Raw genomic sequence first — 24,888 nt, forward strand, 5'->3', positions numbered from 1 at the left:
CAAGGCGTAGGGCGAGCGTCGCGGTCTCTGTCACCGAAGCAGTCATCCTGAGGACCACCGGGACGAAGGATCCAGTCAATTTCAGCATTCGCATTACAAGATTTAATTGGATCCTTCGGCTTTGCCTCAGGATGACGGCCAAAGAGTACCGTATAAGCTGGCCCCGGAATGGTTCGGCAGGCTCACCAACCTTAGTCTGGGGGGACAAACGCGGGGAGGACAATGCGAGAAGTGCAAAAAAAATCCGCCGGATAAACCGACGGATTTTCAGGCTTCTAAAAAAAATGTTTACATTAAGCTAATCAGGACGAACAATGTCGAACCGCTAAATGCCGCTATAAACTTCACAACGAACTCATTAAAAGGAGTTCTGTTTGACGTTTCTTCCGAAATTTGGCTTTCGTCCCAATAACCCATTCTCAACTCGTTTTCCCGTAGATCTTCTTCTACGTTGCTTAATCTAAACAATTTTTTTTAAAAAGGACAATATTTTTTAATAATATTTTACAATTTTGAGATACATCACGTTACGAGAGACAACATCAATTATAGATGTTATTTAAATCACTTCTGGCTTTCTTCAATCTTCTTGATGGGTTCGTCCATCATGCGTTCGGCGATAACTTCCGGAGTTTCTTCAGCAATCGCGGCATTCGATTCTTCCGGCATCCACGGCTTGTCGAGACTCTTTTCCCAAGACACGGTCGGAGCCTGCACATCTTCGTGCGACGTATCCACAATCGGGAGGCCCAAAAGTTCGCGGGCACGGTTGAGGGCAGCATCGATATTACCGAGAGCGTTTTCTTCACCAAGCTGCTTGAGCACACCGGCACGGGTCAAAGCCACCACCGGCTGGGCATGCACGCCACTCAAGAGGAGCTGCGTTCCTTCGCGGTTGCAACGGTTGAGCAAATCTTCAATCATGTTGATACCGGCAGCATCAATGCTCGAAACGCTACGCATGCGCAAAATCAAAATCTTCGGCTTTTCCGAAATGCGGTTCATCGTTTCCTTGAACTTATCGACAGCGCCAAAGAAGAGCGAACCCGCAAGTTCATAAACCACCACGCCCTTCGGCACCTGGCGCGAAAGTTCGTTGTGAGCCGCTTCTTCGTCGTCTTCCTTGAGAGCAGAAGTCACCGATTCCACTTCGGCCACATCGCTCATGCGCTTGATGAAGAGCACAGCGGCAAGGAGCACGCCCACTTCGATAGCCACCGTAAGGTCAATAATCACAGTGAGGAAGAAAGCCACAAGCATCACCGTCACATCGCTCTTCGGAGCCTTGAACATCTTGATAACGCTGCGGTAACCGCACATGTTGAACGCCACCTGGAAAAGCACTGCAGCCAAAGCAGCCATCGGAATCATTTCGGCATACTTGCCAAGCACGAGCATAATCAAGAGCAAAACGACGGCGTGAACAAGGCCAGAAATCGGGCTCACGGCACCGTTACGGATGTTCGTCGCCGTACGGGCAATAGCACCCGTCGCCGGGATACCGCCAAAAATCGGGCTCAAGATGTTAGCGACACCCTGACCAAAAAGTTCCGTGTTGGAGCGGTGCTTTGTACTCGTCATACCGTCAGCCACCACCGCAGAAAGGAGCGATTCAATCGCACCGAGCATGGCAATCGTCAAAGCCGGCTGGAACACCTTCTGCATCATTTCAAGGCTGATATTCGGGAGGTGCGGCACCGGGAAACCGCTCGGGATGTGGTTTTTCATGCCAATTGTCACCACGCCGTGACCGTTCACCGGATCGTCCCAGCCAAGAACCTTCACCAAGACCGTCGCGACAATAATCGCAATGAGGGAACCCGGAACCTTCGTCGTAATCTTCGGCCACAAGATGCAAACCGCAAGCGCAACCACGCCCACAATCACGGAATAAACATTCATCGAGCCGAAAGAAGAAACGTAAAGCTTGATTTTGCCCACGGCATCAGCCGGGTCAGCGCCAGCAAACGTAAGGCCGAAAAAGTTCGGCACCTGGCCAAGCGCAATGATAATCGCAATACCCGCCGTAAAGCCGACCGTCACCGGATACGGGATGAACTTGATAATCGCACCGAATTTTGCAAGACCGAAAATGACGAGGAAAATACCGGCAAGGAGCGTTGCCGAAGCAAGGCCGTCGTAGCCGTACTGGCTCACGATGCCATAGACAATGACGATGAAAGCGCCCGTCGGGCCGCCAATCTGGAAGCGGCTGCCGCCCAACAGCGAAATGATAAAGCCCGCGATAATGGCCGTGTAGAGACCCTGTTCCGGCCCAACGCCAGAAGCGATAGCAAACGCAATCGCCAAGGGGAGCGCCAAAATGCCCACGATCAAGCCCGACATCAAGTCGCTGGTGAAATCCTTGCGGGTATAGCCACGCTTGAGCGAACGGACGAATTCGGGGGTGATTGTCGAAACGACGCCATCCAAATATTGTTTGACAGATTCCTTGGCGCGAATATCAGACATTGAAGGTCTCCATATTAAATTCGAGACCCAAATTTAGGAATTTACATCAATTTCGTTAAGGGGGGTAAGATTTTTTTATAAAATATTGTTTACGGATGAGGAATGAGGAGTGAGGTATGAGGTCGCTTTGCATAGCAAAGCTTTGGGCTTAAATTTGGCGCCCGAGGTGCATTTATAAAGCCCAAAGGGAGCCGTAGGCGACCGTGCTCATACCTCAAAGCCCGCCATAGCGGGCGACCTCAAACCTACAACAGTCCCTTCTTCGCAGACTTCATCAAGTTCTTCACCTGCTTCTTATCCATCGTGGGGACAGGAGCAGCCTCGAATCGCTTGGAACGCGGGGCGCAGTCTTCGCAGAGGTGCTTTACAACCGTACCAAAACTTGCTGCACCATCGGACATGGACATTTCCTTGGAGCGGTAAGAACGCAACAGAGCTTCCTTGTGGCACTTGTCGCAAATTCCCATCTTGGGGGCAGCCGGTTCACGCGGAGAAATCCGTTTTTTCCTGTCCTTATCGGAATCAATAGAAAACGCACGGCTCATGGCCGCATTTTTACTAGCAAAACGATTGTCAAAAAGACCCATAATTATATCTCCTTTAAATCTCTTACAAGTTCATCCTGCAAATACAGCGCTAAAAGCATGCAGCAAAGCGATGTCGGAGCGCCATCTTCCATAAACAGGCTACGCCCGAACTTGCCGCGTTCCATCTGTTTCTCCTTGAACGTCTCGGCAAATTTCGCAAAGTCGAGCAAAGTCACGCGCTCGTTCGCCAAGCAAATATCCCGGATGACGCTGTTTAAATATTCCACCTCGCTCAGGGCAATCGGGAACATGTCCGAAGGCACAGTCAACAGGAAAAGCCGAGCCTGCGTCTTGTTCACAAGCTCGTTCACGATCATTTCGTAAATGGAGGCAACAGAAGCCCCGTCAGCACCGCCATGGTTCAATTCACGCAGTCCAAATCCCATGATAATGCGGCCCGCGTTCTTGCCGATAATGTCCGATGAAAGACGCGCACGGATTTGCGAAAGCGATACCGCCACAGGCACATTCACGGAAAACTGTATAGGACGACTCGGTTCCCTGCAAAGCACCGCTTCCACAAAACGGTTCGCCGCTTCGCCCTTGGAACCAAACATTTCATCGCCTATAACTAATACTCTGTTTTCCACATAAACAATCTATACTATTGAATTCAATTTGACCACAGAGATTTCCCAATAATTGCTTTTTTTTTCGCGAGAAAGCACTTTATGGCCATCTGCAACGAGCGAACCGGGCACATTTTCGATGGGAGAGCCGTCATCGAGCCAAATTTTTAACGTTTTCCCCGCCGGATACCCCGACATGACGATTCTCGAACGGGCGGCATTCAGGGGACACTTGACCCCGCGCAAGTCCAATACCGATGGAATTTCGCCCTGGAGAGCGGCGGGCAAAGGTAAAGTTTTCGCCTTTTCGCAAAAATCGGCAATCTCGTCCATGTACTTTTCGGGAGTTTCTGCCCATTCCCCTACCGGGAACTGCGGCAACGCACAGCAGACAATTTTCGAAAGGGCTTCTTCGGGCGTGAGGAGTGCAGATGTCCCGCGGCGAATCCACTCGACGCATGCGTACATGAGCAACTTTCGCAACGATTCCGCAAAGCCCTCGGTTCCACGGTTCGCATTAATCCAACGAGCAATTGGAGACTCTATTTTTTTCCCGCTTTCTTCCACGTCTTTTTGCCTTTTGTCACCCCGGTCACCAGTGCCGGGGTCGGCTTTTTTAAGAGAATTTACTTTTGTCGTTTACTACAATATAAAAAACGCTTCGTCCTTTACGAAGCGTCCTCAAACCTTAATCTCGACCTTTAAGTTCTAGCATTATCAGCTTTCTTGTAATATTGGTCTTTTTCACACCGACAATCTTTTTCAACTGAGTGCGAATTGCTTTATAAACTTCTTGGGAATTTGCATATGTTGCGGGAGTCGCAAACACAGTCATATCGACGGTCTTATCCGTCATAGCTCTAAACTTGATTGATTTAAATAAACCCGGTAGCTGTTTTGAAATGACTTCATGAAGATTTTCAATAAAGTCTTCATCAAATTCACTAGAGATATTCATGATGACCTTATACTGGACACCATTTTGACTTTCATTTTTTCTAAAATTCTGAATTTTTGATTCCAGACTCCGCGAAGCACTTTCCGCAGTACTCTGAATACATTCTTCTAAATTCTTGTAAGCGTCTATCTTTTTATTTTCCGAAACATTACCCAGCAAAACTCCAGAAACAGATTCATACGCTTTCAAATCTATTCTCAAGTTTTTCCGAGAAAAATCACCAGCATACTTAATATAAACGTCAGCACCAATGAATAAGCTTGCCATATAGGCTAAGTCATCTTCGTTGCCGGCAATATCATTTTGCATGGCAATAAATTCATTCAGCTTCTGCTCACCGTCCAATGTTTTCAAATCATAGTTACTCTTGGCAAAGTAATTACCAATGCTTTCCATCATCAAACGAGAATATGGATTCTTTTTGATAATTTCTAGTTCAGATACTCCATCAGAACCTTTCTCAGGCACTACAATTACAGAGGGTGGAGGTAGAACAGCTACAGACTGAATGCTTTTTCCAGAATCATAAGAAGAAAACGCTGACGTGGAACGTTCCTCCTGTTTGGCACTCGATTTTTCCATACCAAGAGAATCAAGTTCTCTTTCTCCTGCTTTGTAACGCTCTTCAAAAGTAGCACTACATGCAGAAACGAAACCAATCGTAGCAATCAAAACAAGAATTCGTTTCATCATCAGCGTTTCCACTTGATTCAGTAACTAGGAATTATTATTCCTTAGCGAGGCCCTTAGCCTTTTCTTCGATGACTTCCTGGCTCGGAACTTCGATGCCATGAGCTTCAGCATAGTTCTTCAAGGCTTCGAAGGAGTTCTTCTGGAGAGTCAACTGATCCGGAGCGATACCAGAAATCCACTGAGCATTGGTAATGATCGTCTGGACTTCATTGATAGCCAAAGCATCCTTTGCAGAGAGGTTAGAAGCAACATCCGTAGCAGAAGAAACCAAGTTACCAGCATCAGCACCAATCTTGGCATCGAGGTAAATTGCCATACCCAAATGGAGGATGGATTCCGTAATCTGAGCCTTGCCTTCATCAGAAACTTCCTGAGCAGCCTGCAACTGAGCGTCGAGATTGACTTCATTCAACGTGCCCACAGCAGCTTCCAACTTTTCCTTATCGGTTTCGTTGCGAAGACCATTCGTAGCTTCCGCGATACGAGAAGCTTCAGTCTCGTTACCCACAGCCTTCATTGCGAGAACATAGGATTCTGCAGATTCAGCCAAAGAAACTGCAAAATCAGCAGTAAGAGCAGTGGACTGAGCTGCAAGCTGCTTGACCTGCGGATTGTCGCCACCGCCAACCAAGCCGCCAACACTAGCGCATGCCGTCAACAATGCTGCTACAGCACCAGCAAGAATCATTTTTTTCATTTTATATCTCCTTGTATTTTTGTTTTTATTTTGTGAATGTGAAAATAATCTTTCCATTTTCGTCGTTCGGGCCGTCGAATTCGCTTTCGCTAAAGCCCTTTGTATCGCCGATAGCCTCTATAACGGCCATTCCAAGATCACTCTTACTTCCTTTATAAAGGACTTGATAAGTTTGAACACCTGTACTCGGAGACGTTTGAGACGAGATTTTAGCAATAGATTTTAAAGCCTTTTCAAAAGGAATCTTCTGAGATCTGGCCTTAGTCATATTACGGATTTCAATCGTATATTGACGACCGGATTCAGCTCTTTCCTGCCAAGTTTGCAGAGTCTGAGAAGCCAAAGTCTTAGCAGCGACAACCGCAGCCTTTTTGATGACCTGCAATTTAGCCTTATCGATATTGGTATTGGAAGCCGTTACCGTATTGGAGTAAGAAGCAACCACATCTCCGGAATTGACATCAATAATTTCGGCACCAATCTTTGCGGTAATTTCAGGTTGACCCGTTGCAGCGGACTTTTCCTGGCCCATCAACATCACTTCACCGCGTGCAACATAGTTAGCGCCTTCCTTTTCAGCCAAATTACGCACGGCAGAACGGTCGCTAATATTAATTCCGGTTTGAGCAGCACTCGGAGCAATGGCAATTTCGCGAGCCTTGTCAGCGGCCTTCAAATCAAAACCTTTTTCCTTAAATTCCTGCTGGAATCCATCAATGATACCCATATCGGCAAACTTGGCGAAAACAGTCTCATCAATTTTTCCGCTAGTAAGTGTCGCGTCAACACTTGTATTGCTTTCACTTTGTCCTTTTACAGCAAAGCCACTCGCATTACGGCTTGCGCTTTTGTTCGTAGCTGCATAAGCAGCGTCAACACTATGAGCAGAACGGGAAGCCTCGGCATTACGGCTTTCATAACTGCCAGAAGCTTCATAACGGGCATCAGCATACGCTGCATCACCATCAGATTTCACACGCATACCAGCACGTTCAGAAGTGGACAAACGACCAGAACCAGCAGCTTGCCTTTCATTATAAGAAGAACCAACAGCTCTTGCACTTACAGAACCACTCTGGGCGGATTCATTATAGGAGTAATCCTCAGACTGTCCGCTACCGCTATAGGAATTCTTGACAGAAGCATTACCCTTGGTTACTGTCGTAGTAAAAACACCCCTCTTTTCCCAGCTAGTCAAGACAAAGGCGATAGAAGGATTATCCATTTGAGATTTCAAAGCGCCGACATACTTTCTAATTTCACCAGCCAAGCGATCACTAGAAACAGTTACAGACGCAGTAACTTCATAGAACCCCTTCGAAGATAAGCCTCTTTTTCTAATTTTATAATCAACGATAAAGTCTTCGTACTTGGATAAAATATTCTGTTTAGCCTGTGCAAATTCATTTGTGCTAGAAAAACTTACTGCACCGGATTGGCTGTTCAACCAAGTACCCAAATTCTTTTCGACGGCGTTGATAAGAGCATTACGCAAAGCATCTTCATAAGCCAAGTTGGTTTCCTTTTTCTCGGTTGCCGAGCCAGAAACCATGACTGTCTGGTCAGCAGCAGCCATCGCAAAGCTGACCAAGAAAGCCATCATGACCAAAATAAACTTTTTCATTATTATTCTCCTTTTTCAGCGAATTTCTTCGAGCTTACATGAAGCAAATCTCTAAATATATCAACTTCATGGACTTCTTGAGAAGCTACAACAACTTTCTTGGAGGTCGTATATTCCACTTCTTCTTCTTTTCGATTGTTCCATTTACGAGTAAGCCAAATTTTGTAAGCCCAAATTTCATTGACCTGATTCTTCTCGACAACACCACTACCCACACCGCTAATCCCTAAAGAGACCTTGTAGCGAGCTGGAGCCATAGAAAACGTTTGAATTTCACCATCGGCACGAGCCAAGACCATTTCCGTGTGACCCATCGAATTTTGAGACCATTCGACGCCGCTAATCGGAGGCAAAACAGCTTTACCAGCGCCACTCAGAAAATCAGAATACCACTGCGCAAACTGAGCCTTTATAGGCTCCTTAGCAAAAAGCTTGCTAGCCTTTTTCGAAGTGATATCGACAGAAACGACTTGCCACGTATCTTCGCTATACCCTCTCAAATTACAAGAAACACCTTCCGACTGACCGTTCTTTTTCAACATAGACAATGTCGGTTCTTCCCCAATCAAAGATCCATCCTTTGCATTCAGGAAAACGTCATCCGAACCATCTGGAAGGGAAATCGAAATGCTCTGTCCATCTTCTAGGCCCAATTTCTTATAGTTTTCCGCAAAGCATGACGTCTCGGTACAAGAAATTTTGACTTTCATTTCTTCGATGCTAATTTTAGAGACCCTCTGCTTGAACCGATTTTGAATAAGCTCCTTAGCAAGGATTTTAATCATTTGGGGACGTTCCGCCTCCAAATTATCGGTTGTCAATTTTTTTTCATTGGTCATGTAAGAATTTAGCGGAACAGAAGCAAGAATCGTATTTACAGACCCATTTTCACTTTTTCGAGTTTGATAAAACAAAACACTAAAGCCAAGATTAGCAACAGTTTTTGTCACACCAATATTCTTAAAATGTTCCACTTCAAAGTCATTTCTCGTAAGAAGAATTGCCATGGAAATAGGATCAGATGCAAGATGCTTAGTAGCTTCAGCATCCGTTTCAAACATAATATCAAATGGTAATGCGCTATTATTCTGCCATTTAGCAAATATTTCATAGAACATCGGAACAAAGGTATCAATTTTGCCAAGATCCTTGTCCCCACGCACTGAATAAACACCAGTATAGACAACTAAAGGCTTAGAAAAACAGAAAGCAACAAAAAGTAAGATAAATAATACGAGTCGCATGCGCTGAATTTAAAAAAAAAAAAAGAGTAATAGTTTTTTTTTCGGCAAAATTCACGTAAATTTAATTTTACCCCTTGTTTTTAGCGACTGAAATATGTATGGTTTTCCATTTGAATCATACGAAATACGTCATTACAAGTCATTTTGCCCTTAAATACGCCTCGCACAACGCTAGTCCGGCAGCGAAGTTCATTCACTTTTTCTGCAACAAACTGTTCGTAGCGAGACGTTGTTTCAACGATGCCGTGATGAAAAGTTCCGAAAACGTTCAATGAAACGCCTGTCAAAATGGCAACAACAGTCATCGCCATAAGCATTTCGATAAGAGAAAAGCCATTCTTATTCCTCATTTTACCCCCCCCAAAAAAACGTCATTTGCACCCCACTAGACGCTTTAAAGAAAAGCCGTCCTGTTCCGCGACCGCCCATGCAAGACGCGCCGCTCCCGGAACACGCTCCAAGCGAACCGTCACCGAATCAACCATCACAAGCGAGTCCGCACAAAAAGTTTTTTCCGCAATTAGCGATTCCATAGCCGAAAGTACGTTGTAAAAACGCTCCAGCCGGTAGCGTTCGTCCGCAACTTCGCGATTAAAGAAGCCCCAACAGCCGAACAAACCTGCAATCCCCACAAGAAAAACAGCCAACGCCACGCAGACTTCGGGCAAGGTAAAGCCGCATTTTTCGTTCACGCCATAATTCATAACCGCCTCCGCTCAAAAACAACGTTCCGAGATTCCATGCAAAATGGCAAAAGAGTTTTTGACGAATCGAGAAGTACCGTCGAAGAATCTCGCTCGAAACTCCCCGACGGCGCAATCGCAAGGCCTTCAAATACGGATTTTTCACGCAAAGCGAGCCTATTGCCGCGATAGCCCACAGCAATTGCGACACTTGGGAACATCATCTTCGCTTGGCGAGAGATTTCCACGCTCTGTTTCGACAAGAGAATCCCCGCCAGCGAAGCATCCCCCGTCACCTCCACCCCCGCAAAGCCAAAAATTTCTGCAAAACCCACGCTCACGTCCCTCTGCACAGTCACCGTTCCAGACGCATAAATCCTGAGCGTATCAAAGTGAACATTCCCGCGAATTTTGACATCACCCTCGACGTTCGCCATAAACGAACGAACTATAGGACGCTTCGCCAACCCGTCGAACGCGCCATTTCCGCCCAAGTCCAAAGTCAAGTCGCCCGCACTCACATTCACCGCTCCCCTCTTCGCCATTGCCGAATCCAGATTGAAAAAACGGCGGTTCCCCGAAAATTTCTGCAAGCCATCCGCCTGCAAAATGCGTTCCTGCAAATTCCGCTCCAGCAAAACGGCACAACGCGCCCACTCCGATGTCGAAAACCGCGAATAAGCATTCCCCAACACAAACTGGAACTTGTTCACCCGGCCATCAAATTTCACAGTCCGCCATTCCGTCCACGGCCCAAGCACGCGAGATTCCACCGCAGGCAGTCCCGCAAAATACCCTTCCGGGAAGCCCTCCAATTTCGCCAGCACCGCGGATTCCGCCCAATACATCTCTTGCGTTTCGTCCGCGACAATCGCCACCGTCCGGCGGAGAGTCCCCGGCATACGCAGCATTGCCGACAACAGAATCGAAAGCACGAGCAGCACTCCTAGCACAAGCGGAAGAGCATTACCGCGTTTGAACTGCATAACGCACCTCCTTGCCACCGCACCGCAGCACGATATCATCCATTCCAATCCGCTTCACGCGGTACGAATAAAGCGAATCGCCCAGCGAAAGCGTTTTCATTTCGCCAGCCGCCGTCGTCACAAGAGCCGCACGACCGCCCACAATTCCAAGCAATTTAATCGCAGACGAATCACAGCTACAACGGGAGTGTTGCAACCGCCCCCTCGGTTCATCTGCCGCCCCATCCCGCAACCGTCCCCATTTCGCCGGAAGCAAATCGCGATGCCCCTTCGCCCACGCAAGCATTTCCAAATCATGAGCCGCAGGCAAAGACAGTTCAACAGGAGCAACATTCGAAGTCCCAAGAGCATCACCATTCCAAGAACGCCACCATTCCAACGAACGATTCCACGTCCAAGAGGTTCCGCACGTCAAGGCCAACACCGTGCATAAAGCAAACAACGCAAAGCACAACGTCCATCGCCGTTTTTCGCAAAGTTTCATAGATTCACATGCATCTAAATCCAAATGTCGCCAAAATGGATCCCGCACACCATCCCGAAAAAGTTCATCCATATTCGCCAAGCAATCGCAGCATACATAAACTTCACTAAATGCAACCGGAAAAGCGGAACTCGACGCCCCCGAATTTGCAAACAAATCATCCGATTTCAAGAACGATTTAAAGCGTTCCACTCGAAGCCGGCATCGTTCGTCAATAGATTCTCCATAACCGAAATCCTCCGACCAATGGCATAATCGTCCCTTCACGAATACAAGTACATACAAGACATTATTCCAAAGTGCGACAAACAGCAAATCACCGTCTTCTGGTGCATTTTTTTCAGTATTTTCACCCCGCAACACCTGATCCGCCATCGCATACAATGCGACCTGCCTCGGCAAGCAACGGTCAAACTTTTTCCGATAGCCCGCAAGCGTTTCATCCGCAGTAGCAACAAGATAACGGTGTTTACGCCCATCCGTCGCGTTGAACGAAATCAACGGCCAAAAAAAGACTTGATTAAAAGAATCCCGTTCATCACAGCCCTCTTTAAAGGCGCCGCAAAAATCATCGTCAAACCGCTTCCGCAGTTCCGTTTCCGTCAAAGTTCCATCAAACGCAGTCGTCACCTCCCACGTCATCATCCGAGCAGCAATCGCTGCAACATGTGTTTTTAAAAGGGTCATTGGTCAATAGTTATTAGTGGGTAGTAAAAAGTGGGTAGTAAAAAATTTATGTGTCATCCTGAGCGAAGCCCATAAGGGCGTAGTCGAATGGATCCAGTACATTTGACATTATGCGGCTTTGCCGCCATTATTCCTCTCTCGTCTATAGCCCGCCGAGCGGGCGTTCTTTCGTCTAATACAGTGGTTAGGGGCTTTGAGGTCGGTTGCTTACGCAACCTTTGAGCATGGAATAATCGCGCCAATAGCGCCAAATATTTTACTCAAAGCGAGCTTGCGAGCGACCTCACACCTCATGGCTCACAGCTCACTTCTCCGCCTCCCGTCTAACTTCCACTGTCGGCGTTATGAATATCGCAAGCTCCGTTTCGTCTTCTTCTTCCGACGTATAGCTAAACAACCGCCCCAGCACGGGAATGCTCCCGAAAAACGGCACCGCCGACCGCACTTCCGTCTTATTTTTACGAATGAGGCCTCCCAAACAAAGCGTCTCGCCATCACGCAGCACAACCGTCGTTTTCATATTGCGGGAACTAATGTCTCGCGGCCCGTCTCCCGTGCTACGGCCTGCCGTCTTGATTTCCGGGGCGACAGCAAGCGTAATCAAACCGTCTTGCGTCATCGTGGGCGTAAGCTCCAGCGAAATGCCGTCATTGAACGAGCGATAATCCGTAATCGGATAGCCATCCGACGAAACTTGACTGACAAGATAATAGACCGTATTCGTTACATTTAGCTCCGCCTTATTGCCATTCAGCGTCGTCACACGCGGACGCGCAAGCACTTTCGCCTCGTTATTTTCTTCCATCGACGAAAGCTCCAGTTCAAAGCGGTCCGGCAAGATTCCAATTTTCCCGAACGCACCCGATTTCGAAACATCCTTCCCCAAGAAATCAAAAAAGCCGCGAGCCTGCACATCGCCCTCGCCCACATTCCGCGTCGTTCCGCTCCGCACACCCAACGCGAATCCACGACCTTTCCGCAATTCCACTATCACACAAGCAAGCGTCACTTGCATTTGGGGCAAATCAATCATCTTCAAAAATTCCACCGCACGTTCAAGCATTTGCGGCGAAGCTCCCAGCACAAGAGCATTCTGTTCCCGATACTCCGAAACATTAATTTCCTCCCCCTTCATAAACTTCGAAAGCTGAGCCGCGGCCTTCTCTGGCGAAACATGTTTTAACGGATAAACTCGCAAATCGCCAAGAGCCTTTATTGCCCCCTTCTCCGCCACCCAAAGCGAAGCCGAATCCAACCGAAACGTGAATGCGCTCCCTCGAAAAATTGACGTTAAAAGTTCCAGTAGCAGCACATCCTTGAACGATATTTGGACCGTTTCATTCAAATCTCCATACACAGCCAAATTAAGGCCAGCCTCGTCCGCAATCGCCTTGAGAGCAGTTTTCAGCGGAACCGACTGCAAATCCACCGAATAAAGGTCGCCTGTCCGCTCCACCAAAAATTCCGATCCCGACACACCACCTTTCGAGCCCCCAGTACCGCCCGAGTTTTGCCCAGACAGCCCTGTTCTCGACCGCGAAACCCGCATACAGCCACGCTCAACACGCACCTTGAACCCGTTTGATTCCATCAACACGCGAAAAGCTTTTTCTGGAACCAAATGACTCAAATTTCCAGATACCGATCCCTCGACATCGTAATCTGCAATCACATTCACTCCTGTATTCAAACCGAATTCCCGGACAAATTCACGCACATTCATATTCTTGACCGAAACAACGACTCCAGAATCGTCCATCGCAATATAACCGCCCTGCACTCTCGCCCGACGAATGCGATAAACGCGCCCTTCCTGCACCACAGCAAGTCCATTAGCTTCGCACAACGCCGTAAGCCCTTCAAAAAGACTCAAACCTTCCAGATGGAACGTCACACGAACATCGCCCGCTTCATCGGCCAAAATCGAAATTCCATAAGCCCGCGAGAGCGTTCGCACCACCTCCGCCAGCGGAACATCAACAAAATCAAGCGTCACCACCCCTGCCGCAGAAGCCGATGACTTGACCGCAGAACGGGATACTGAACGATTAGAAGCATACGACGGCAAAACCGTCAGCAGAAAAATTACAAGGAAAACACCCTTGATCCTTAAACGAAGCACAAAGCCCCCTAAAATCGCATTCCCGCTTTTTGAGCACAATCTTGTGCAAAAGTGCGTGACAACACGCCATCAAAGTGAGCGGCCCCTGCCCGGGATAAAACAAAAGGATCAAAAGAACGATATAATAAACTGTGATTTAAAGATATATATTTTTTTTGGAAAAGCAAATGGGAAAATTAAGTTTTAGGGGTTAGGGATTAAGAGCTATTTTCTCTTCATAAATTCAGCATTTATTCGTAAAAAAAGCAAATGTCGCCTATGGTTTGCAAGTTTGTTATAATTCTTTGCAAACGGTTGTTGACAAAATAAACAATGTGAAACAGCCCCAACTAAAACCCTGCTAGTCTATACCTACTAAAAAAATCGGAACTTTACTCCCCAGCGAGGTAAATCACCTCGTTTTTTTTTGCGTTTTTTAGAACTGTAATTTGGATTTTTTTTGCAAAACTTGCAAAATTTAATCAAAAACGGCAATTTTACAAAATTTGGCACGAATATTGCTGTATATCGGGCAAAGAAGAAATTTAAACCCTATTCAAAAGGCAAATCATGAAATCCAAATTCATTGCAATCCTCACCCTTTCTACACTTGCTTTTTTTGCCACGGCATCCGCCAAGAGCGATGCATCTGACATGAAGAGCGTCAAGAACGAAATTTCCACGGAAATTTCGACCGAAGTAAAAACCGAAGTCGCCACCACAGAAAAGAGCGACTTCAAGAAAATGCGCGAAGAACGCAAGGAAGCCCGCAAGGGACTTTTGGACAAAATCAAGCTCGAAAAGGACGAACTCAAGGTAGAAGCTCCTAAACCGCCAAAGCCGGACGTTCTCCCGCCGACACCAAAGTCCGAAGAAGAACTACAAGCCGAACGCGAAGCCCACAAGGCCGAAATGGAAGCAAAGAAGGCTGAACACGAAGCCAAGAAGGCTGAAGAAGAAGCAAAGCGTGCAGAACGCGAAGAAGCCAAGAAAGCAGAACACGAAGCCAAAAAGGCTGAAATGGAAGCCAAGAAAGCCGAACTTGAAGCAAAGAAGGCTGAACGTGAAGAAGCTTTGAAGGCCGAACGCGAAGCGAAAAAGGCTGAAATGGAAGCCAAGAAGGCCGAACTTGAAGCAAAGAAGGCTGAACGTGAAGAAGCCAAAAAAGCCGAACGCGAAGCGAAAAAGGCCGAAATGGAAGCCAAGAGGGCCGAACTCGAAGCTCAGCGTGCAGAACGCGAAGCAGCCATGAAAGCCGAACGCGAAGCACGCAAGGCCGAAATGGAAGCCTTGAAAGCGGAACGCGAAGCCAAGAAGGCTGAACTCGAAGCCCAGAAAGCAGAACGTGAAGCAGCCATGAAGGCCGAACGCGAAGCACGCAAGGCCGAAATGGAAGCCAAGAAGGCTGAACTCGATGCTCAGCGTGCTGAACGCGAAGAAGCTTTGAAGGCTGAACGCGAAGCTAAGAAAGCTGAAATGGAAGCAAAAAAAGCCGAACTCGATGCACAGCGTGCAGAACGTGAAGAAGCTTTGAAGGCAGAACGCGAAGCGAAAAAGGCCGAAATGGAAGCAAAGAAAGCTGAACTCGACGCACAGCGTGCAGAACGTGAAGAAGCTTTGAAGGCCGAACGCGAAGCAAAAAAAGCTGAAGCAGAAGCCAAGAAGGCGGAACTCGACGCACAGAAGGCCGAAAAGAAAAATCTCAAAGATGAAAAGACCGCTGCAAAAGCTGAATAAGGAACGTTAATTCCAATCAACTAGGCGACGGGAACAAAACCTGTCGCCTCTCTTTTTCGGGTCTTTTCAAGGTTAAAGCCATGAAAAACGCAAGCACAATCAAAATCGTATTTCTGACCATCGCGGCATTGGCGACGGTTCCGCAAGCACAGCCGGAATCCGAGATCGCAACCCCCGCCGAGAAAGCAGAAATCACACAAAGTGCCCCCGACCTCGGACAGAGCGAAAAAGAGAATTGGTTACGTTTACGCGAAGAACGTAAGCAAGCAAGGCAACAAATTCTCTCGGACATCAAAGCAAACGTCAAAGCAGAAATCAAGGACGTTCAAGAAGATTTGCTCCAGCAAAAGCCTAGCAACAACAAAAACGAGAACAAAGAAGCTCCGTTAAATAGAGGACTTTTGCAAAAGAAAAACCGGGAACACAAAGGAATTGGAATCGACAACCTAGAAAAGCCAAGACCCGTAATTCTTCCCCACGAAAGTCCAAAACCCATAGAACATATACCTCTCAAAAACGCCAAAAACTAATTTTCGAGCCTCCCAAAATAACAACAGTCCCCTAGCCCCTAATCTTTAACCTCTAAAATGCTATCTTTGGCAGCATGCGAGTGCTTTTACAATTGGCTTTGATTTTAGGGATCTGTTACGTAGGCGACTTGATTCACGATTTTACGGGGATTCCCATCCCTGGAAACATTCTCGGAATGCTCATCCTGCTCCTTCTGCTCAGTCTCAAGATTGTCAAATTAGAACAAATTCGTGAAATCAGCGATTTCTTTTTAAAGCGTCTTGCATTTTTCTTTTTACCGCCAGCAATTGGGCTTATGCTTGTCGGTGACGATGTTAAAAGCCAGTGGCCGATACTGCTGTTCCTTTGCATCGCTATTACAATCGTGACGATGGCTGCTACAGGCTGGACCGTGCAATTGTTGTGCAAAAAATCAAAAACAGCCGATAAAAACGAAACCGAAAAATAGCCTATCCCCCTACACCACACCATGTTCGGAATTATCCTTACCATCATCGCTTATGAAGTCGGCGTTACTATCCGCACCAAGTGGAGAAATCCACTTCTCAACCCGATTCTCATAGCAACCATTCTTATCATCGGATTTTTGACCATCACGGGAATCAGTTACGACACATATAAAGCCGGCGGTGATTACATTTCATTTTTCCTCGGACCGGTAACAGTTCTGCTTGCCGTTCCTTTGTACAGACACATCCAAGCTCTCAAGAAAAACTGGCTGCCGATTCTTGCGGGAATTGGCGTCGGTAGCACGATTAGCGTTCTCTGTGTCATCGCTTGCGCTAAAATTTTTAGTTTGAGCAAAACTCTGATGTATTCGCTAACACCCAAATCCATAACCATTCCAATGGGTTCCGTTTTATCAGAACAAATTGGCGGCATTCCATCCATTACAATCGTATCCATTGTCATTACGGGAATTACGGGCGCAGTCACAGCACCACTTGTTTGTCGTTTTTTCCGCATTAAACATCCTGTGGCACAAGGTGTCGCCATCGGCACAGCAAGCCATGCACTTGGAACAACCAAAGCAATGGAAATTGGCGAAGTACAAGGAGCGATGAGCAGTTTGTCTATAGGCGTTGCTGGCGTAATAACCGTTTTTATTGCACCAATACTCTTGAACGTATTCGCGTAAATGTCACTGGATCCTTCGCTACGCTCAGGAAGACACAAGCGTACTGTGCAAGGAGATTCTTGCAGTTCTCACCGTTCATGACGCACGAAGCCGTCATTCCCAGGCAAAGCCGATATATGAAACTTGGTAACTTGTTGCCATAGTTGAGTTAGGTTCGAAGGAGCAGAATCCAGTTAATTTCTGTTTTCGCATTACATGAATTTACTGGATCCTTCCGCCTCCGGTGTCAGGATGACGAGACGCAGACAAAACACACCCCCAACAACACCGGCATGCACAATAAGAAAAATAATGGATTTCCTCCCTGACGGTCGAGAATGACGACGCAAATATCCTACCGCCTACAAGCCACTAACGACCATTGACTATTGACCAATGACCAATTACTACTTCACTTGACTTTTTCCAACAAGCATAGTCGTGATGATGCTTTCGGATTCGGGAATGTCGAGAAGCTTTTTCAGTTCGTCGTGATAGAAAAAATGTTCTTCGCGTGCAGTCTTGTTGAGCAAGCGGGCAGAAACATAAAGCGATTCAGCCAGCACGCCTGCATTTAAATTCATGTAGCGATAGCCGCGATTGCCAAGCACATTACAGGATTCATTTAAATTGGATGTAAGGACGACTGCAAACATTGTATTTTGAACTTGTTCGGGAACAGCAAAGCACTTGCTGAATTTTTTCGGATTGGCAGAACCACTTTGCATGTAAATGGACTTACGGACAGGGATATAGCGATACACGCCAGCATATACGAACATTACATCAAAAACAATGACCCAAATTTTGATAAGCCCTGCACCAAAAGCGTTCAACTGCGCTATTTCCAGCCATCTCAACATCGACGAAAAATCATCCAAGTCCAACGTTCCATGTGCAAACGGAGTCGCTACTTTTGAGTCTGGACGCAAATACCAAAGTTCACGCAAGTAATATTCGTGCGTAAACTTCGACGGCGTGAGTGGAAACTCGTCGCCCGGCAATGCCTGCGCATTCAAGCGTCGCACCTTCATGCAAAGATTCAAATCCTCAATATTTTCAAGATGGTTCTGCAACATGAACCGAGACGGATAACGCGAAATTTCAAAGTTGCATTCAGTTTCGCCCACGTAAGCATTCATCTCCGCATGGTTCGAATAAGCTAATTCACCGACACCATCATCGACAGAGTTGAACGCCACCATGCTCTTTTCTGGGAAAATCGCAATGGCCGCCATGGGCATTTCTGTTGCACCAAGCTTAAGAGCAACCGCAATGGAATCATCAACAAAACCGCCAAGCGGAAAGACCTTTTGCCCTCTCGACTTTGCGAGGAGAATCGTATTGGCACAAGCCGAGCCTACGTCCATCTGCACTTGGCGATACGATGCTTCACGGAACCGCCAAACTGCCCTTTCAAGAAGCCCCGTATAAAGGAATATAGTCTGGGCTTCCGTTATAAACTCCGGCTCCGGAAATGCGGAAAGAATCGCCTTGCGAACATCGCCACCGCCTAGCTTTACAAGTTTGGAATCTTCACGATCAACATAATAAACACCATCGGGAATATCCATTCCGTGAACGACCGCATAAATGCACACCGGGTTCAAATAATCTGCCGAAACCGGAGAAAGAACCGGCATAAAACCAGCAGTGAGCGGAAACCTCTGACAACCGTTATAGCGTTTATCTGCATACGCTTGTTTTTCCCAATGCATAATAACCGGATCCCCGCTTCCGTGGGGAATGTACTGAGTCGATTCATGATAAATTTCCGAGAAATAACGCATTCAAAATGCAAGATAGTAAATTTGTGGTTAGTGGTTAGTGGTTAGTGATTAGTGGTTGGGGGTTTGGAAACATCAAAACACTTGATACACCTGTAAACACGATTTGTCATTTTTTTCATTATATACGCTCACCCGAAATCTATTTTTTTACGAGAAAAACGAAAAAAACACAAGAGGCTTTATGCAACTCAAGAATTTTTACCCGAAATTGGGTATTTTGGGAATCGCAACATTGATGGCACTCGCAGCTTGTAGCGACGACAACTCTGTTCCTCTCATCAACAATCCGGATACAGCCCAACAGAATCCCCAACCGGGCGATTCTCAGCCTGGTACTGATTCCACAAAAACCACGACTCCGGCGGATTCGGGTAAGGTGGTTACTCCGGCAGATTCAGGCAAGACCGTTACACCGGGAGATTCGGGAAAAGTCGTACAGCCAACAGATCTCCCGGCAGAAGGCCCGATTACGTTGCCGCAAGGCATCGGTGTCTTAGTTGATGACTTTGAAGACGGCGACGGCGTAAGCAAAACAGGTGACGGTTGGTACACCTATGATGATCAGGATAACTCTGGAGCATCCGTCATTACGACCCCTATTAACGAAGAAAAATACCCCATTGCAACCCCTGTCAACAACGGTTCCAACTACGCTTTCAAAGTCGTTTACTCGTTAGACAAGGGCGATTACGAATTCGACCCCTACGTAGGTTGGGGATTGCAAGTCGCACCGGACGAAGCCAACGCTCGTTTTGGCGGCATCACTTACTGGTACAAGGGCGGGGCACACGAAGTCCATATCGAAGTGACCGACGTACTGGATTATGACGTACATCTTGCAAAAATTCCGGCATCGCGTACTTGGAAACAAGCAGTCGTTCGCTTCAAGGACTTGGTCCAAGGCGGTTGGGGCGAAGAAGTTACGTTTAATGCCAAGAATATCATGGCAATTAGTTTCCAAGCAAAAGGCAACAGAAGCAAAGTCATTACGGATTCGCTCTTCATCGACAACATTTATCTGCAAGATACCAGCGAAGTCGAAAAAGACAAGCCGGACATGGAGATTAACGACCCAGTCATTCCCAAAGTGGAATTCACCGAAGCTGAAATCACTGTGACAAACCCGTTGCAGGCTAAAGCTGCAAAATACTTGGACAAGGGCGTAAGCTTTACCAACTGGCTCGAAAACGCAAACGGCAAGTTCAAATCTTTCGAATTTGGCGAAAAAGATATCAAGATTCTTGCTGATAACGGATTCAAGAGCATCCGCTTGCCAATTGACCTTGACCTTTACGCAACAAACCGCGATGCATTCGTCAAGGGCACCGATGCAGAACTCAAGTTCGATGACGATACTTTGTTCATGGTTCTCGACTCCTTCGTGGAATGGACGGGCAAGCTGAACATGTCTCTCGTGATCGATTACCACGAATACGACAACAGCTACAATTCCACTAGCGCAAAAGACACGAACTACATCAAGATGATGGCTGAAGTATGGAAACATGTCGCAGCCCACTACGCAGAGAACACCCGTGAAGATGTGTTCTTTGAACTCCTGAACGAACCCGACATGTCCGAAGGCAAGGTGACTGCCGCCCAATGGACAAAAGCTGCACAAGCAATGATTGACGCCATCCGCTCGGTCAACACGAAGCAGACACTCCTCTTTGGCGATGCCAAGTGGTACTCCATCAGCCTGCTTGCCCAGCGTACACCGTTCACCGACGACAATATCATCTACGTTATCCACACCTACGAACCGTTTGTTTTCACACATCAGGGCGGTTCCTGGACGGACTATGCCTCCATTCATGATATTCCGTTCCCCTATGATAAAGCAAAATGGTCCACCATTTCTGGAGACTTCGGCGTCAACAAGAGTTCTAAATCCGGCGTAAAGACAGCCATCAAGAACTACTATAAGACGGGCAACAAAGAAGCCATCATGGTAGAAATGCTCAAGGCAAAGAAATGGGCTGCCAAGAACAATGTTCCTGTAATTCTCAACGAATTTGGCGCATTGAACCTCCGCTCTACCGCAGAATCCCGCATCAACTACCTCACGGCCATGCGCGAAATTTGCGATACACTCCAGATTCCGTGGACTCACTGGGGCTACACAGGCAACTTCTCCGTGATTGAAAACGGCAAGCTGATTGAAGGCCTGGACAAAGCTCTCGGCGTCGGGAAGTAAGTCCTAGAAAACAAATTTGCTCCTTAAACAATAAAAGCTGCGCAGAAATGCGTGGCTTTTTTGACAATAAGACTTGACCAACATTTAGTAACTAAAAACTAACATCCATTCTCTAAAAATAATATATCTTTGTAGTGTATTATTTAGAGTTTTTCCCCACAGGTGGGAAGGACATACGAGGTTACTTTGGCATCCATAAACGGAATGACGGAAACTCTTTGCATCTTCGGGCATCCGGTTGCACACAGCAAATCGCCCGCCATGCATAACGCCCTTTTTGACGCCCTTGGCATCAATGCGGCTTATCTTCCTTACGCACCCGAACCAGAAAATTTCGCCCAAGCGATTCAAGGCTTCAAGGCGATGAAGTTCCATGGCGCAAATGTCACCATCCCTTACAAGACGGAATTCATCGACGCAAATGGCAATCCCAAGCTCGTTGACGAATTGAGTGACATCAGCAAGTTCACAAAAAGCGTGAACACGCTATACTGGAAAGACGGCATTGTCGGCGGGACGCTCTGCGGAACCACGACCGACCCGTACGGTTGCGTTCGCAATCTCGAAGAGAACGGCGTAAATCCGTCTGGCAAAAAAATTGCACTCCTCGGAAACGGCGGAGCCGCCCAGTCTATCGCCTTCACGCTTGTGGAACAAGAAAACGAGCTGACAATCGTATGCCGCTCTAAAGAAAAAGGCGAAGCACTTGCAAACTCTCTGAACATATTTTTCCAATCGCAAGTTGCGGGCATAAACGGCAAAAATTTCACGACCGTTCAGGTCACGACATTCAGCGAGTTCGCAAACATTTCCGCAAAATTCGACATTATCATCAATGCGACATCTGTGGGCATGAGTCCAAACATCGACGACTCCCCCATTACAGACAATTGCCTCCACAAGGGTCAAGTCGTTTGCGATATCGTCTATACGCCTCCACGCACCAAGCTTTTGCAGATGGCAGAAGCGAAGGGCTGCAAAATCGTGACCGGCGAAGGCATGCTCGTGCACCAAGGGCTTGAAAGCTTTAAAAAGTGGTTCCCCAAAGAAACCGAAAACAAAACAAACGAAGAACTTACCGCGATTATGCGCAAAGGAATGCAGGGCTAATATGAAGAAGCATCTCTACTTTACAGGATTCATGGCCAGCGGCAAAAGCCGTACCGGTCGAGCCCTCGCAGACCGTCTCGGTCGTCCGCTTGTCGATACAGACAACGTTATCGTTGAACGTGCCGGAAAATCCATCACTGAAATTTTTGAGCAAGATGGCGAAGCCGCATTCCGCAAGATGGAGCACGATGTCATCGAGGAAATTGCGAAAAGCGAAAAGCCTCTTGTCGTATCGCTTGGCGGTGGTGCTTTAACGCGCCCGGACAACTTAAAGCTCATCAGCGAAAGCGGAACCATCATCCGCCTTTGGGCAAAGCCCGAAGTGCTTTCGGAACGCATCGGACGCAAGAACACGCGCCCGCTCCTTGCGAACTTGAATGACGAAGAGCGCCTTGAAAAAATCAAGCAGATGCTCAAGGAACGCGAAAAGAATTACGCCCACGCGAATTTCAGCGTCGAAAGTTCCAACGATTGTTCCGAGAACCACGTCACGGAACGCATCATGCACATGCTCAAGTTCTGGGAAAATCACGCTTTGGACGTGCATCCGAGCGAAGGCGACAGCTACCCGATTTTCATCGGCAAGAATATTGTGCCAGATGCAGCCATCATGCTTGAAGGCCTACGCCTTTCGCCGACGTATGAATTCTTGATTTGCACGGACACGACGATTGCCAAGGAGCAGAGCGTAAAGCTTTCGGAACTTCGCGGCCAGGCTGGCCGTTGCCCGATTTTCAAGTTCCAAGCCGGTGAAGGCCACAAGACGCTCCACAACTTGAACCAGCTTTACAGCTTTATGCTGCACCGCGGTTACACCCGCAAGAGCTGTCTTTTGCAGTTCAGCGGCGGAGTCGTTGGCGACATGGCTGGTTTCGGGGCAGCCACTTACCAACGCGGCATCCCGTTCGTGCAGTTCCCGACAACGCTTTTGTCGATGGTCGATAGTTCCGTCGGCGGCAAGGTCGCAGTGAACCACGCCGAAGGCAAGAATATGATTGGAGCATTCTATCAGCCGAAAGCAGTCGTGTGCGACATTTCTGTGCTGAGTACGCTCCCCCCGACCGAATACCTTGCTGGTCTTGCCGAAATCGTCAAGTACGGCGTCATCTACGACGAAGATTTCTTTACGTACCTCGAAAACAACGTGGAAAAAATTAAAGCCCATGATTACGAAGTCTTGAAGCACATGATTTTCCGCAGTTGCCAAATCAAGGCCGAAGTCGTAGGCATCGACGAAAAAGAAGCGGGCCTCCGCGCTATCCTCAATTACGGGCACACGTTCGGGCACGCCATTGAAAAGCTCACCCACTACGAACTTTACAGCCACGGCATTGCAGTTTCTTTGGGCATGCGAGTTGCGGCACGCGCAGCAGTGCTTCTCGGAAAGCTTTCGGAAGATGATGAAAAACGCCAAAACGCATTGCTCGACACTCTTGGATTCCCCAAGTACTACAATGTAAACGTCGATGCCGCATGGAATGCTATGGCGGTTGATAAAAAAGCAGAAAAAGGCACAAGAGTTTATATTTTGCCTACAAAGATTGGAAAAGTCGAAAAAGTTTGTAATATTGATAAGGGTATTATTGCAAACGCTTGGAAAGCCATCCAAGCAAGCGAGGTGTTATAGATGAGTATCTTGGTTACCGGAGGTACTGGGTCACTTGGGTTCAGCATTCTTTCGAACTTAAGCGGCACCAATCACGAACTGTACAGTTTCAGTGATGAACTTCCACAACCGTGGCAAAAAGTCGAAGGCGTTCAATACCTGACCGGAGACTTGCTGGATTTCAGAAACGTCCAGGAAATGATCCAGAAAGTGTCCCCGACGCATATTTACCATTTGGCAAGCCAGTCTTCCGTAGGCCTCAGCTATAAAAAGCCCTACGAAACGCTCAACATTAATTTGCTTGGAACGCAGACGCTCCTCGAAGCCGTGCGTCAAGTGGCACCTAAAGCAAGAACGTTGCTCCTCAGCAGCAGCGAAATCTACGGCAGGACGGACAAGCAACTGACCTACTTGCACAAGGAATCAGACCCTCCCAATCCGCTCACTCCATACGCCACATCCAAAGCCTGCATGGAAATTCTCGGCAACCAGTTCCGCAATGCGAACGGACTGCACGTCGTGTTCGCCCGCCCGTTCCACTTTACAGGGCCACATCACAGCCGCCGATTCGTAATCCCTTCCATCGCCTACCAGCTGGTGAAGATAAAGTATTACGGTGCTGAACCGGTTATTTATTCGGGGAGTCTTGACGTAAGTCGCGATGTCGTCGATGTTCGTGACGTAGCCCGAGCAGCCATCCAGATTTTAAACACAGCAGAATCCGGCGAAGCATTCAACATCTGCTGCGGAAAATCCTATACGTTCCGCGAACTCGTCGAAATGCTCGTGGAAATTTCCGGTGTGAGCGTCGATTTCAGATTCGACCCCGGTTACGACCGCAGCAACGATATTCCGCTCTTGATTGGCGACCCCACCAAAATCATGAACCTCGGCTGGAAACCCATGATTTGCATGGAAGACTGCCTTGCAGATTTGTTCAACGAGATGGTCGTCCGCCGCCGCGTAGAACTCAAAATGGGCATGGGCCGCGACTTGCGTCTGTAATTCAATCCAC

At 47.5% G+C, this 24,888-nt stretch carries 22 protein-coding genes; 8 read left to right on the forward strand and 14 right to left on the reverse strand.

Annotated elements, in window-relative coordinates:
• Positions 1 to 564: 564 nt before the first annotated feature.
• The 13 genes from sulP to IKG78_RS17250 all read right to left on the reverse strand — a co-directional run bounded on the left by sulP (position 565) and on the right by IKG78_RS17250 (position 13,806).
• Positions 565 to 2,472, reverse strand: a complete 1,908-nt coding sequence (sulP, locus tag IKG78_RS17190) for a sulfate permease (protein ID WP_290945759.1) — start codon at positions 2,470 to 2,472, stop codon at positions 565 to 567.
• A gap of 245 nt (positions 2,473 to 2,717) precedes the next feature.
• The gene (locus IKG78_RS17195; protein ID WP_290945761.1) at positions 2,718 to 3,059 is read right to left on the reverse strand and encodes a hypothetical protein; all 342 of its coding nucleotides are present in this window, start codon (positions 3,057 to 3,059) and stop codon (positions 2,718 to 2,720) included.
• Positions 3,060 to 3,061: 2 nt separating this feature from the next.
• Complete coding sequence (locus tag IKG78_RS17200) at positions 3,062 to 3,616, reverse strand: hypothetical protein (RefSeq protein WP_290945763.1); 555 nt, start codon at positions 3,614 to 3,616, stop codon at positions 3,062 to 3,064.
• A 42-nt stretch (positions 3,617 to 3,658) separates the two neighbouring features.
• Positions 3,659 to 4,195 carry a sulfurtransferase TusA family protein gene (locus IKG78_RS17205; RefSeq protein ID WP_290945765.1) on the reverse strand — a complete coding sequence of 179 codons (537 nt, stop codon included), beginning with the start codon at positions 4,193 to 4,195 and terminating at the stop codon, positions 3,659 to 3,661.
• A 121-nt stretch (positions 4,196 to 4,316) separates the two neighbouring features.
• Entirely contained in the window at positions 4,317 to 5,279 is a 963-nt protein-coding gene (locus IKG78_RS17210) for a hypothetical protein (protein ID WP_290945767.1), read from the reverse strand.
• Positions 5,280 to 5,313: 34 nt separating this feature from the next.
• Complete coding sequence (locus IKG78_RS17215; protein ID WP_290945769.1) at positions 5,314 to 5,976, reverse strand: hypothetical protein; 663 nt, start codon at positions 5,974 to 5,976, stop codon at positions 5,314 to 5,316.
• A 25-nt stretch (positions 5,977 to 6,001) separates the two neighbouring features.
• A complete protein-coding gene (locus IKG78_RS17220; protein WP_290945771.1) occupies positions 6,002 to 7,600 on the reverse strand; it encodes a hypothetical protein in 1,599 nt (532 codons plus the stop codon).
• 2 nt (positions 7,601 to 7,602) lie between these two features.
• A complete protein-coding gene (locus tag IKG78_RS17225) occupies positions 7,603 to 8,844 on the reverse strand; it encodes a hypothetical protein (protein ID WP_290945773.1) in 1,242 nt (413 codons plus the stop codon).
• Between the two features lie 80 nt (positions 8,845 to 8,924).
• On the reverse strand, positions 8,925 to 9,194 hold the full coding sequence (locus IKG78_RS17230) for a prepilin-type N-terminal cleavage/methylation domain-containing protein (protein ID WP_290945775.1): 270 nt from the start codon (positions 9,192 to 9,194) through the stop codon (positions 8,925 to 8,927).
• 21 nt (positions 9,195 to 9,215) lie between these two features.
• Positions 9,216 to 9,548, reverse strand: a complete 333-nt coding sequence (locus tag IKG78_RS17235) for a prepilin-type N-terminal cleavage/methylation domain-containing protein (protein WP_290945777.1) — start codon at positions 9,546 to 9,548, stop codon at positions 9,216 to 9,218.
• A complete protein-coding gene (locus IKG78_RS17240; protein WP_290945779.1) occupies positions 9,545 to 10,513 on the reverse strand; it encodes a hypothetical protein in 969 nt (322 codons plus the stop codon). Before IKG78_RS17240 ends, IKG78_RS17235 begins: the two co-directional genes overlap by 4 nt.
• Positions 10,494 to 11,684: a hypothetical protein gene (locus IKG78_RS17245; RefSeq protein WP_290945781.1), complete on the reverse strand. Its 1,191-nt coding sequence runs from the start codon at positions 11,682 to 11,684 to the stop codon at positions 10,494 to 10,496. Before IKG78_RS17245 ends, IKG78_RS17240 begins: the two co-directional genes overlap by 20 nt.
• 304 nt (positions 11,685 to 11,988) lie before the next feature.
• Positions 11,989 to 13,806, reverse strand: a complete 1,818-nt coding sequence (locus IKG78_RS17250) for a secretin N-terminal domain-containing protein (RefSeq protein WP_290945783.1) — start codon at positions 13,804 to 13,806, stop codon at positions 11,989 to 11,991.
• A 549-nt stretch (positions 13,807 to 14,355) separates the two neighbouring features.
• Here IKG78_RS17250 and IKG78_RS17255 point away from each other — a divergent pair.
• The 4 genes from IKG78_RS17255 to IKG78_RS17270 all read left to right on the forward strand — a co-directional run bounded on the left by IKG78_RS17255 (position 14,356) and on the right by IKG78_RS17270 (position 17,191).
• A complete protein-coding gene (locus tag IKG78_RS17255; protein ID WP_290945785.1) occupies positions 14,356 to 15,522 on the forward strand; it encodes a hypothetical protein in 1,167 nt (388 codons plus the stop codon).
• 80 nt (positions 15,523 to 15,602) lie between these two features.
• On the forward strand, positions 15,603 to 16,052 hold the full coding sequence (locus IKG78_RS17260; RefSeq protein WP_290945787.1) for a hypothetical protein: 450 nt from the start codon (positions 15,603 to 15,605) through the stop codon (positions 16,050 to 16,052).
• 74 nt (positions 16,053 to 16,126) lie between these two features.
• Positions 16,127 to 16,501 (forward strand): CidA/LrgA family protein, encoded by a 375-nt coding sequence (locus IKG78_RS17265; protein ID WP_290945789.1) that lies wholly within the window; start codon positions 16,127 to 16,129, stop codon positions 16,499 to 16,501.
• Positions 16,502 to 16,522: 21 nt separating this feature from the next.
• Positions 16,523 to 17,191, forward strand: a complete 669-nt coding sequence (locus IKG78_RS17270; protein WP_290945791.1) for an LrgB family protein — start codon at positions 16,523 to 16,525, stop codon at positions 17,189 to 17,191.
• A 386-nt stretch (positions 17,192 to 17,577) separates the two neighbouring features.
• On the opposite strand, the gene IKG78_RS17275 is transcribed toward IKG78_RS17270, so the two are convergent.
• Positions 17,578 to 18,960, reverse strand: coding sequence for a nitroreductase family protein (locus tag IKG78_RS17275; RefSeq protein WP_290945793.1), 1,383 nt, complete (start codon positions 18,958 to 18,960; stop codon positions 17,578 to 17,580).
• A 181-nt stretch (positions 18,961 to 19,141) separates the two neighbouring features.
• Here IKG78_RS17275 and IKG78_RS17280 point away from each other — a divergent pair, with 181 nt between their 5' ends.
• The 4 genes from IKG78_RS17280 (at position 19,142) to IKG78_RS17295 (ending at position 24,878) form a co-directional block, all read left to right on the forward strand.
• Positions 19,142 to 21,157, forward strand: coding sequence for a carbohydrate binding domain-containing protein (locus tag IKG78_RS17280; protein ID WP_290945795.1), 2,016 nt, complete (start codon positions 19,142 to 19,144; stop codon positions 21,155 to 21,157).
• A 186-nt stretch (positions 21,158 to 21,343) separates the two neighbouring features.
• On the forward strand, positions 21,344 to 22,267 hold the full coding sequence (gene aroE, locus IKG78_RS17285; RefSeq protein ID WP_290945797.1) for a shikimate dehydrogenase: 924 nt from the start codon (positions 21,344 to 21,346) through the stop codon (positions 22,265 to 22,267).
• A 1-nt stretch (position 22,268) separates the two neighbouring features.
• Positions 22,269 to 23,894 carry a 3-dehydroquinate synthase gene (gene aroB, locus IKG78_RS17290; protein WP_290945799.1) on the forward strand — a complete coding sequence of 542 codons (1,626 nt, stop codon included), beginning with the start codon at positions 22,269 to 22,271 and terminating at the stop codon, positions 23,892 to 23,894.
• On the forward strand, positions 23,895 to 24,878 hold the full coding sequence (locus IKG78_RS17295) for a GDP-mannose 4,6-dehydratase (RefSeq protein ID WP_290945801.1): 984 nt from the start codon (positions 23,895 to 23,897) through the stop codon (positions 24,876 to 24,878).
• Positions 24,879 to 24,888 lie beyond the last annotated feature (10 nt).

This window comes from Fibrobacter sp. (genome assembly GCF_017545445.1).
Classification (GTDB): Bacteria; Fibrobacterota; Fibrobacteria; order Fibrobacterales; family Fibrobacteraceae; genus Fibrobacter.

What these genes read in the sequence shown, in the direction of transcription:
- IKG78_RS17295 (WP_290945801.1), top strand. Translation starts at nt 23,895, where the DNA reads ATGAGTATCTTGGTTACCGGAGGTACTGGGTCACTTGGGTTCAGCATT.
- IKG78_RS17255 (WP_290945785.1), top strand. Translation starts at nt 14,356, where the DNA reads ATGAAATCCAAATTCATTGCAATCCTCACCCTTTCTACACTTGCTTTT.
- IKG78_RS17240 (WP_290945779.1), bottom strand. Translation starts at nt 10,513, where the DNA reads ATGCAGTTCAAACGCGGTAATGCTCTTCCGCTTGTGCTAGGAGTGCTG.
- IKG78_RS17195 (WP_290945761.1), bottom strand. Translation starts at nt 3,059, where the DNA reads ATGGGTCTTTTTGACAATCGTTTTGCTAGTAAAAATGCGGCCATGAGC.
- IKG78_RS17270 (WP_290945791.1), top strand. Translation starts at nt 16,523, where the DNA reads ATGTTCGGAATTATCCTTACCATCATCGCTTATGAAGTCGGCGTTACT.
- IKG78_RS17235 (WP_290945777.1), bottom strand. Translation starts at nt 9,548, where the DNA reads ATGAATTATGGCGTGAACGAAAAATGCGGCTTTACCTTGCCCGAAGTC.
- IKG78_RS17280 (WP_290945795.1), top strand. Translation starts at nt 19,142, where the DNA reads ATGCAACTCAAGAATTTTTACCCGAAATTGGGTATTTTGGGAATCGCA.
- IKG78_RS17225 (WP_290945773.1), bottom strand. Translation starts at nt 8,844, where the DNA reads ATGCGACTCGTATTATTTATCTTACTTTTTGTTGCTTTCTGTTTTTCT.
- IKG78_RS17275 (WP_290945793.1), bottom strand. Translation starts at nt 18,960, where the DNA reads ATGCGTTATTTCTCGGAAATTTATCATGAATCGACTCAGTACATTCCC.
- IKG78_RS17260 (WP_290945787.1), top strand. Translation starts at nt 15,603, where the DNA reads ATGAAAAACGCAAGCACAATCAAAATCGTATTTCTGACCATCGCGGCA.
- aroB (WP_290945799.1), top strand. Translation starts at nt 22,269, where the DNA reads ATGAAGAAGCATCTCTACTTTACAGGATTCATGGCCAGCGGCAAAAGC.
- IKG78_RS17215 (WP_290945769.1), bottom strand. Translation starts at nt 5,976, where the DNA reads ATGAAAAAAATGATTCTTGCTGGTGCTGTAGCAGCATTGTTGACGGCA.
- IKG78_RS17200 (WP_290945763.1), bottom strand. Translation starts at nt 3,616, where the DNA reads ATGTTTGGTTCCAAGGGCGAAGCGGCGAACCGTTTTGTGGAAGCGGTG.
- sulP (WP_290945759.1), bottom strand. Translation starts at nt 2,472, where the DNA reads ATGTCTGATATTCGCGCCAAGGAATCTGTCAAACAATATTTGGATGGC.
- IKG78_RS17210 (WP_290945767.1), bottom strand. Translation starts at nt 5,279, where the DNA reads ATGATGAAACGAATTCTTGTTTTGATTGCTACGATTGGTTTCGTTTCT.
- IKG78_RS17230 (WP_290945775.1), bottom strand. Translation starts at nt 9,194, where the DNA reads ATGAGGAATAAGAATGGCTTTTCTCTTATCGAAATGCTTATGGCGATG.
- IKG78_RS17265 (WP_290945789.1), top strand. Translation starts at nt 16,127, where the DNA reads ATGCGAGTGCTTTTACAATTGGCTTTGATTTTAGGGATCTGTTACGTA.
- IKG78_RS17245 (WP_290945781.1), bottom strand. Translation starts at nt 11,684, where the DNA reads ATGACCCTTTTAAAAACACATGTTGCAGCGATTGCTGCTCGGATGATG.
- IKG78_RS17220 (WP_290945771.1), bottom strand. Translation starts at nt 7,600, where the DNA reads ATGAAAAAGTTTATTTTGGTCATGATGGCTTTCTTGGTCAGCTTTGCG.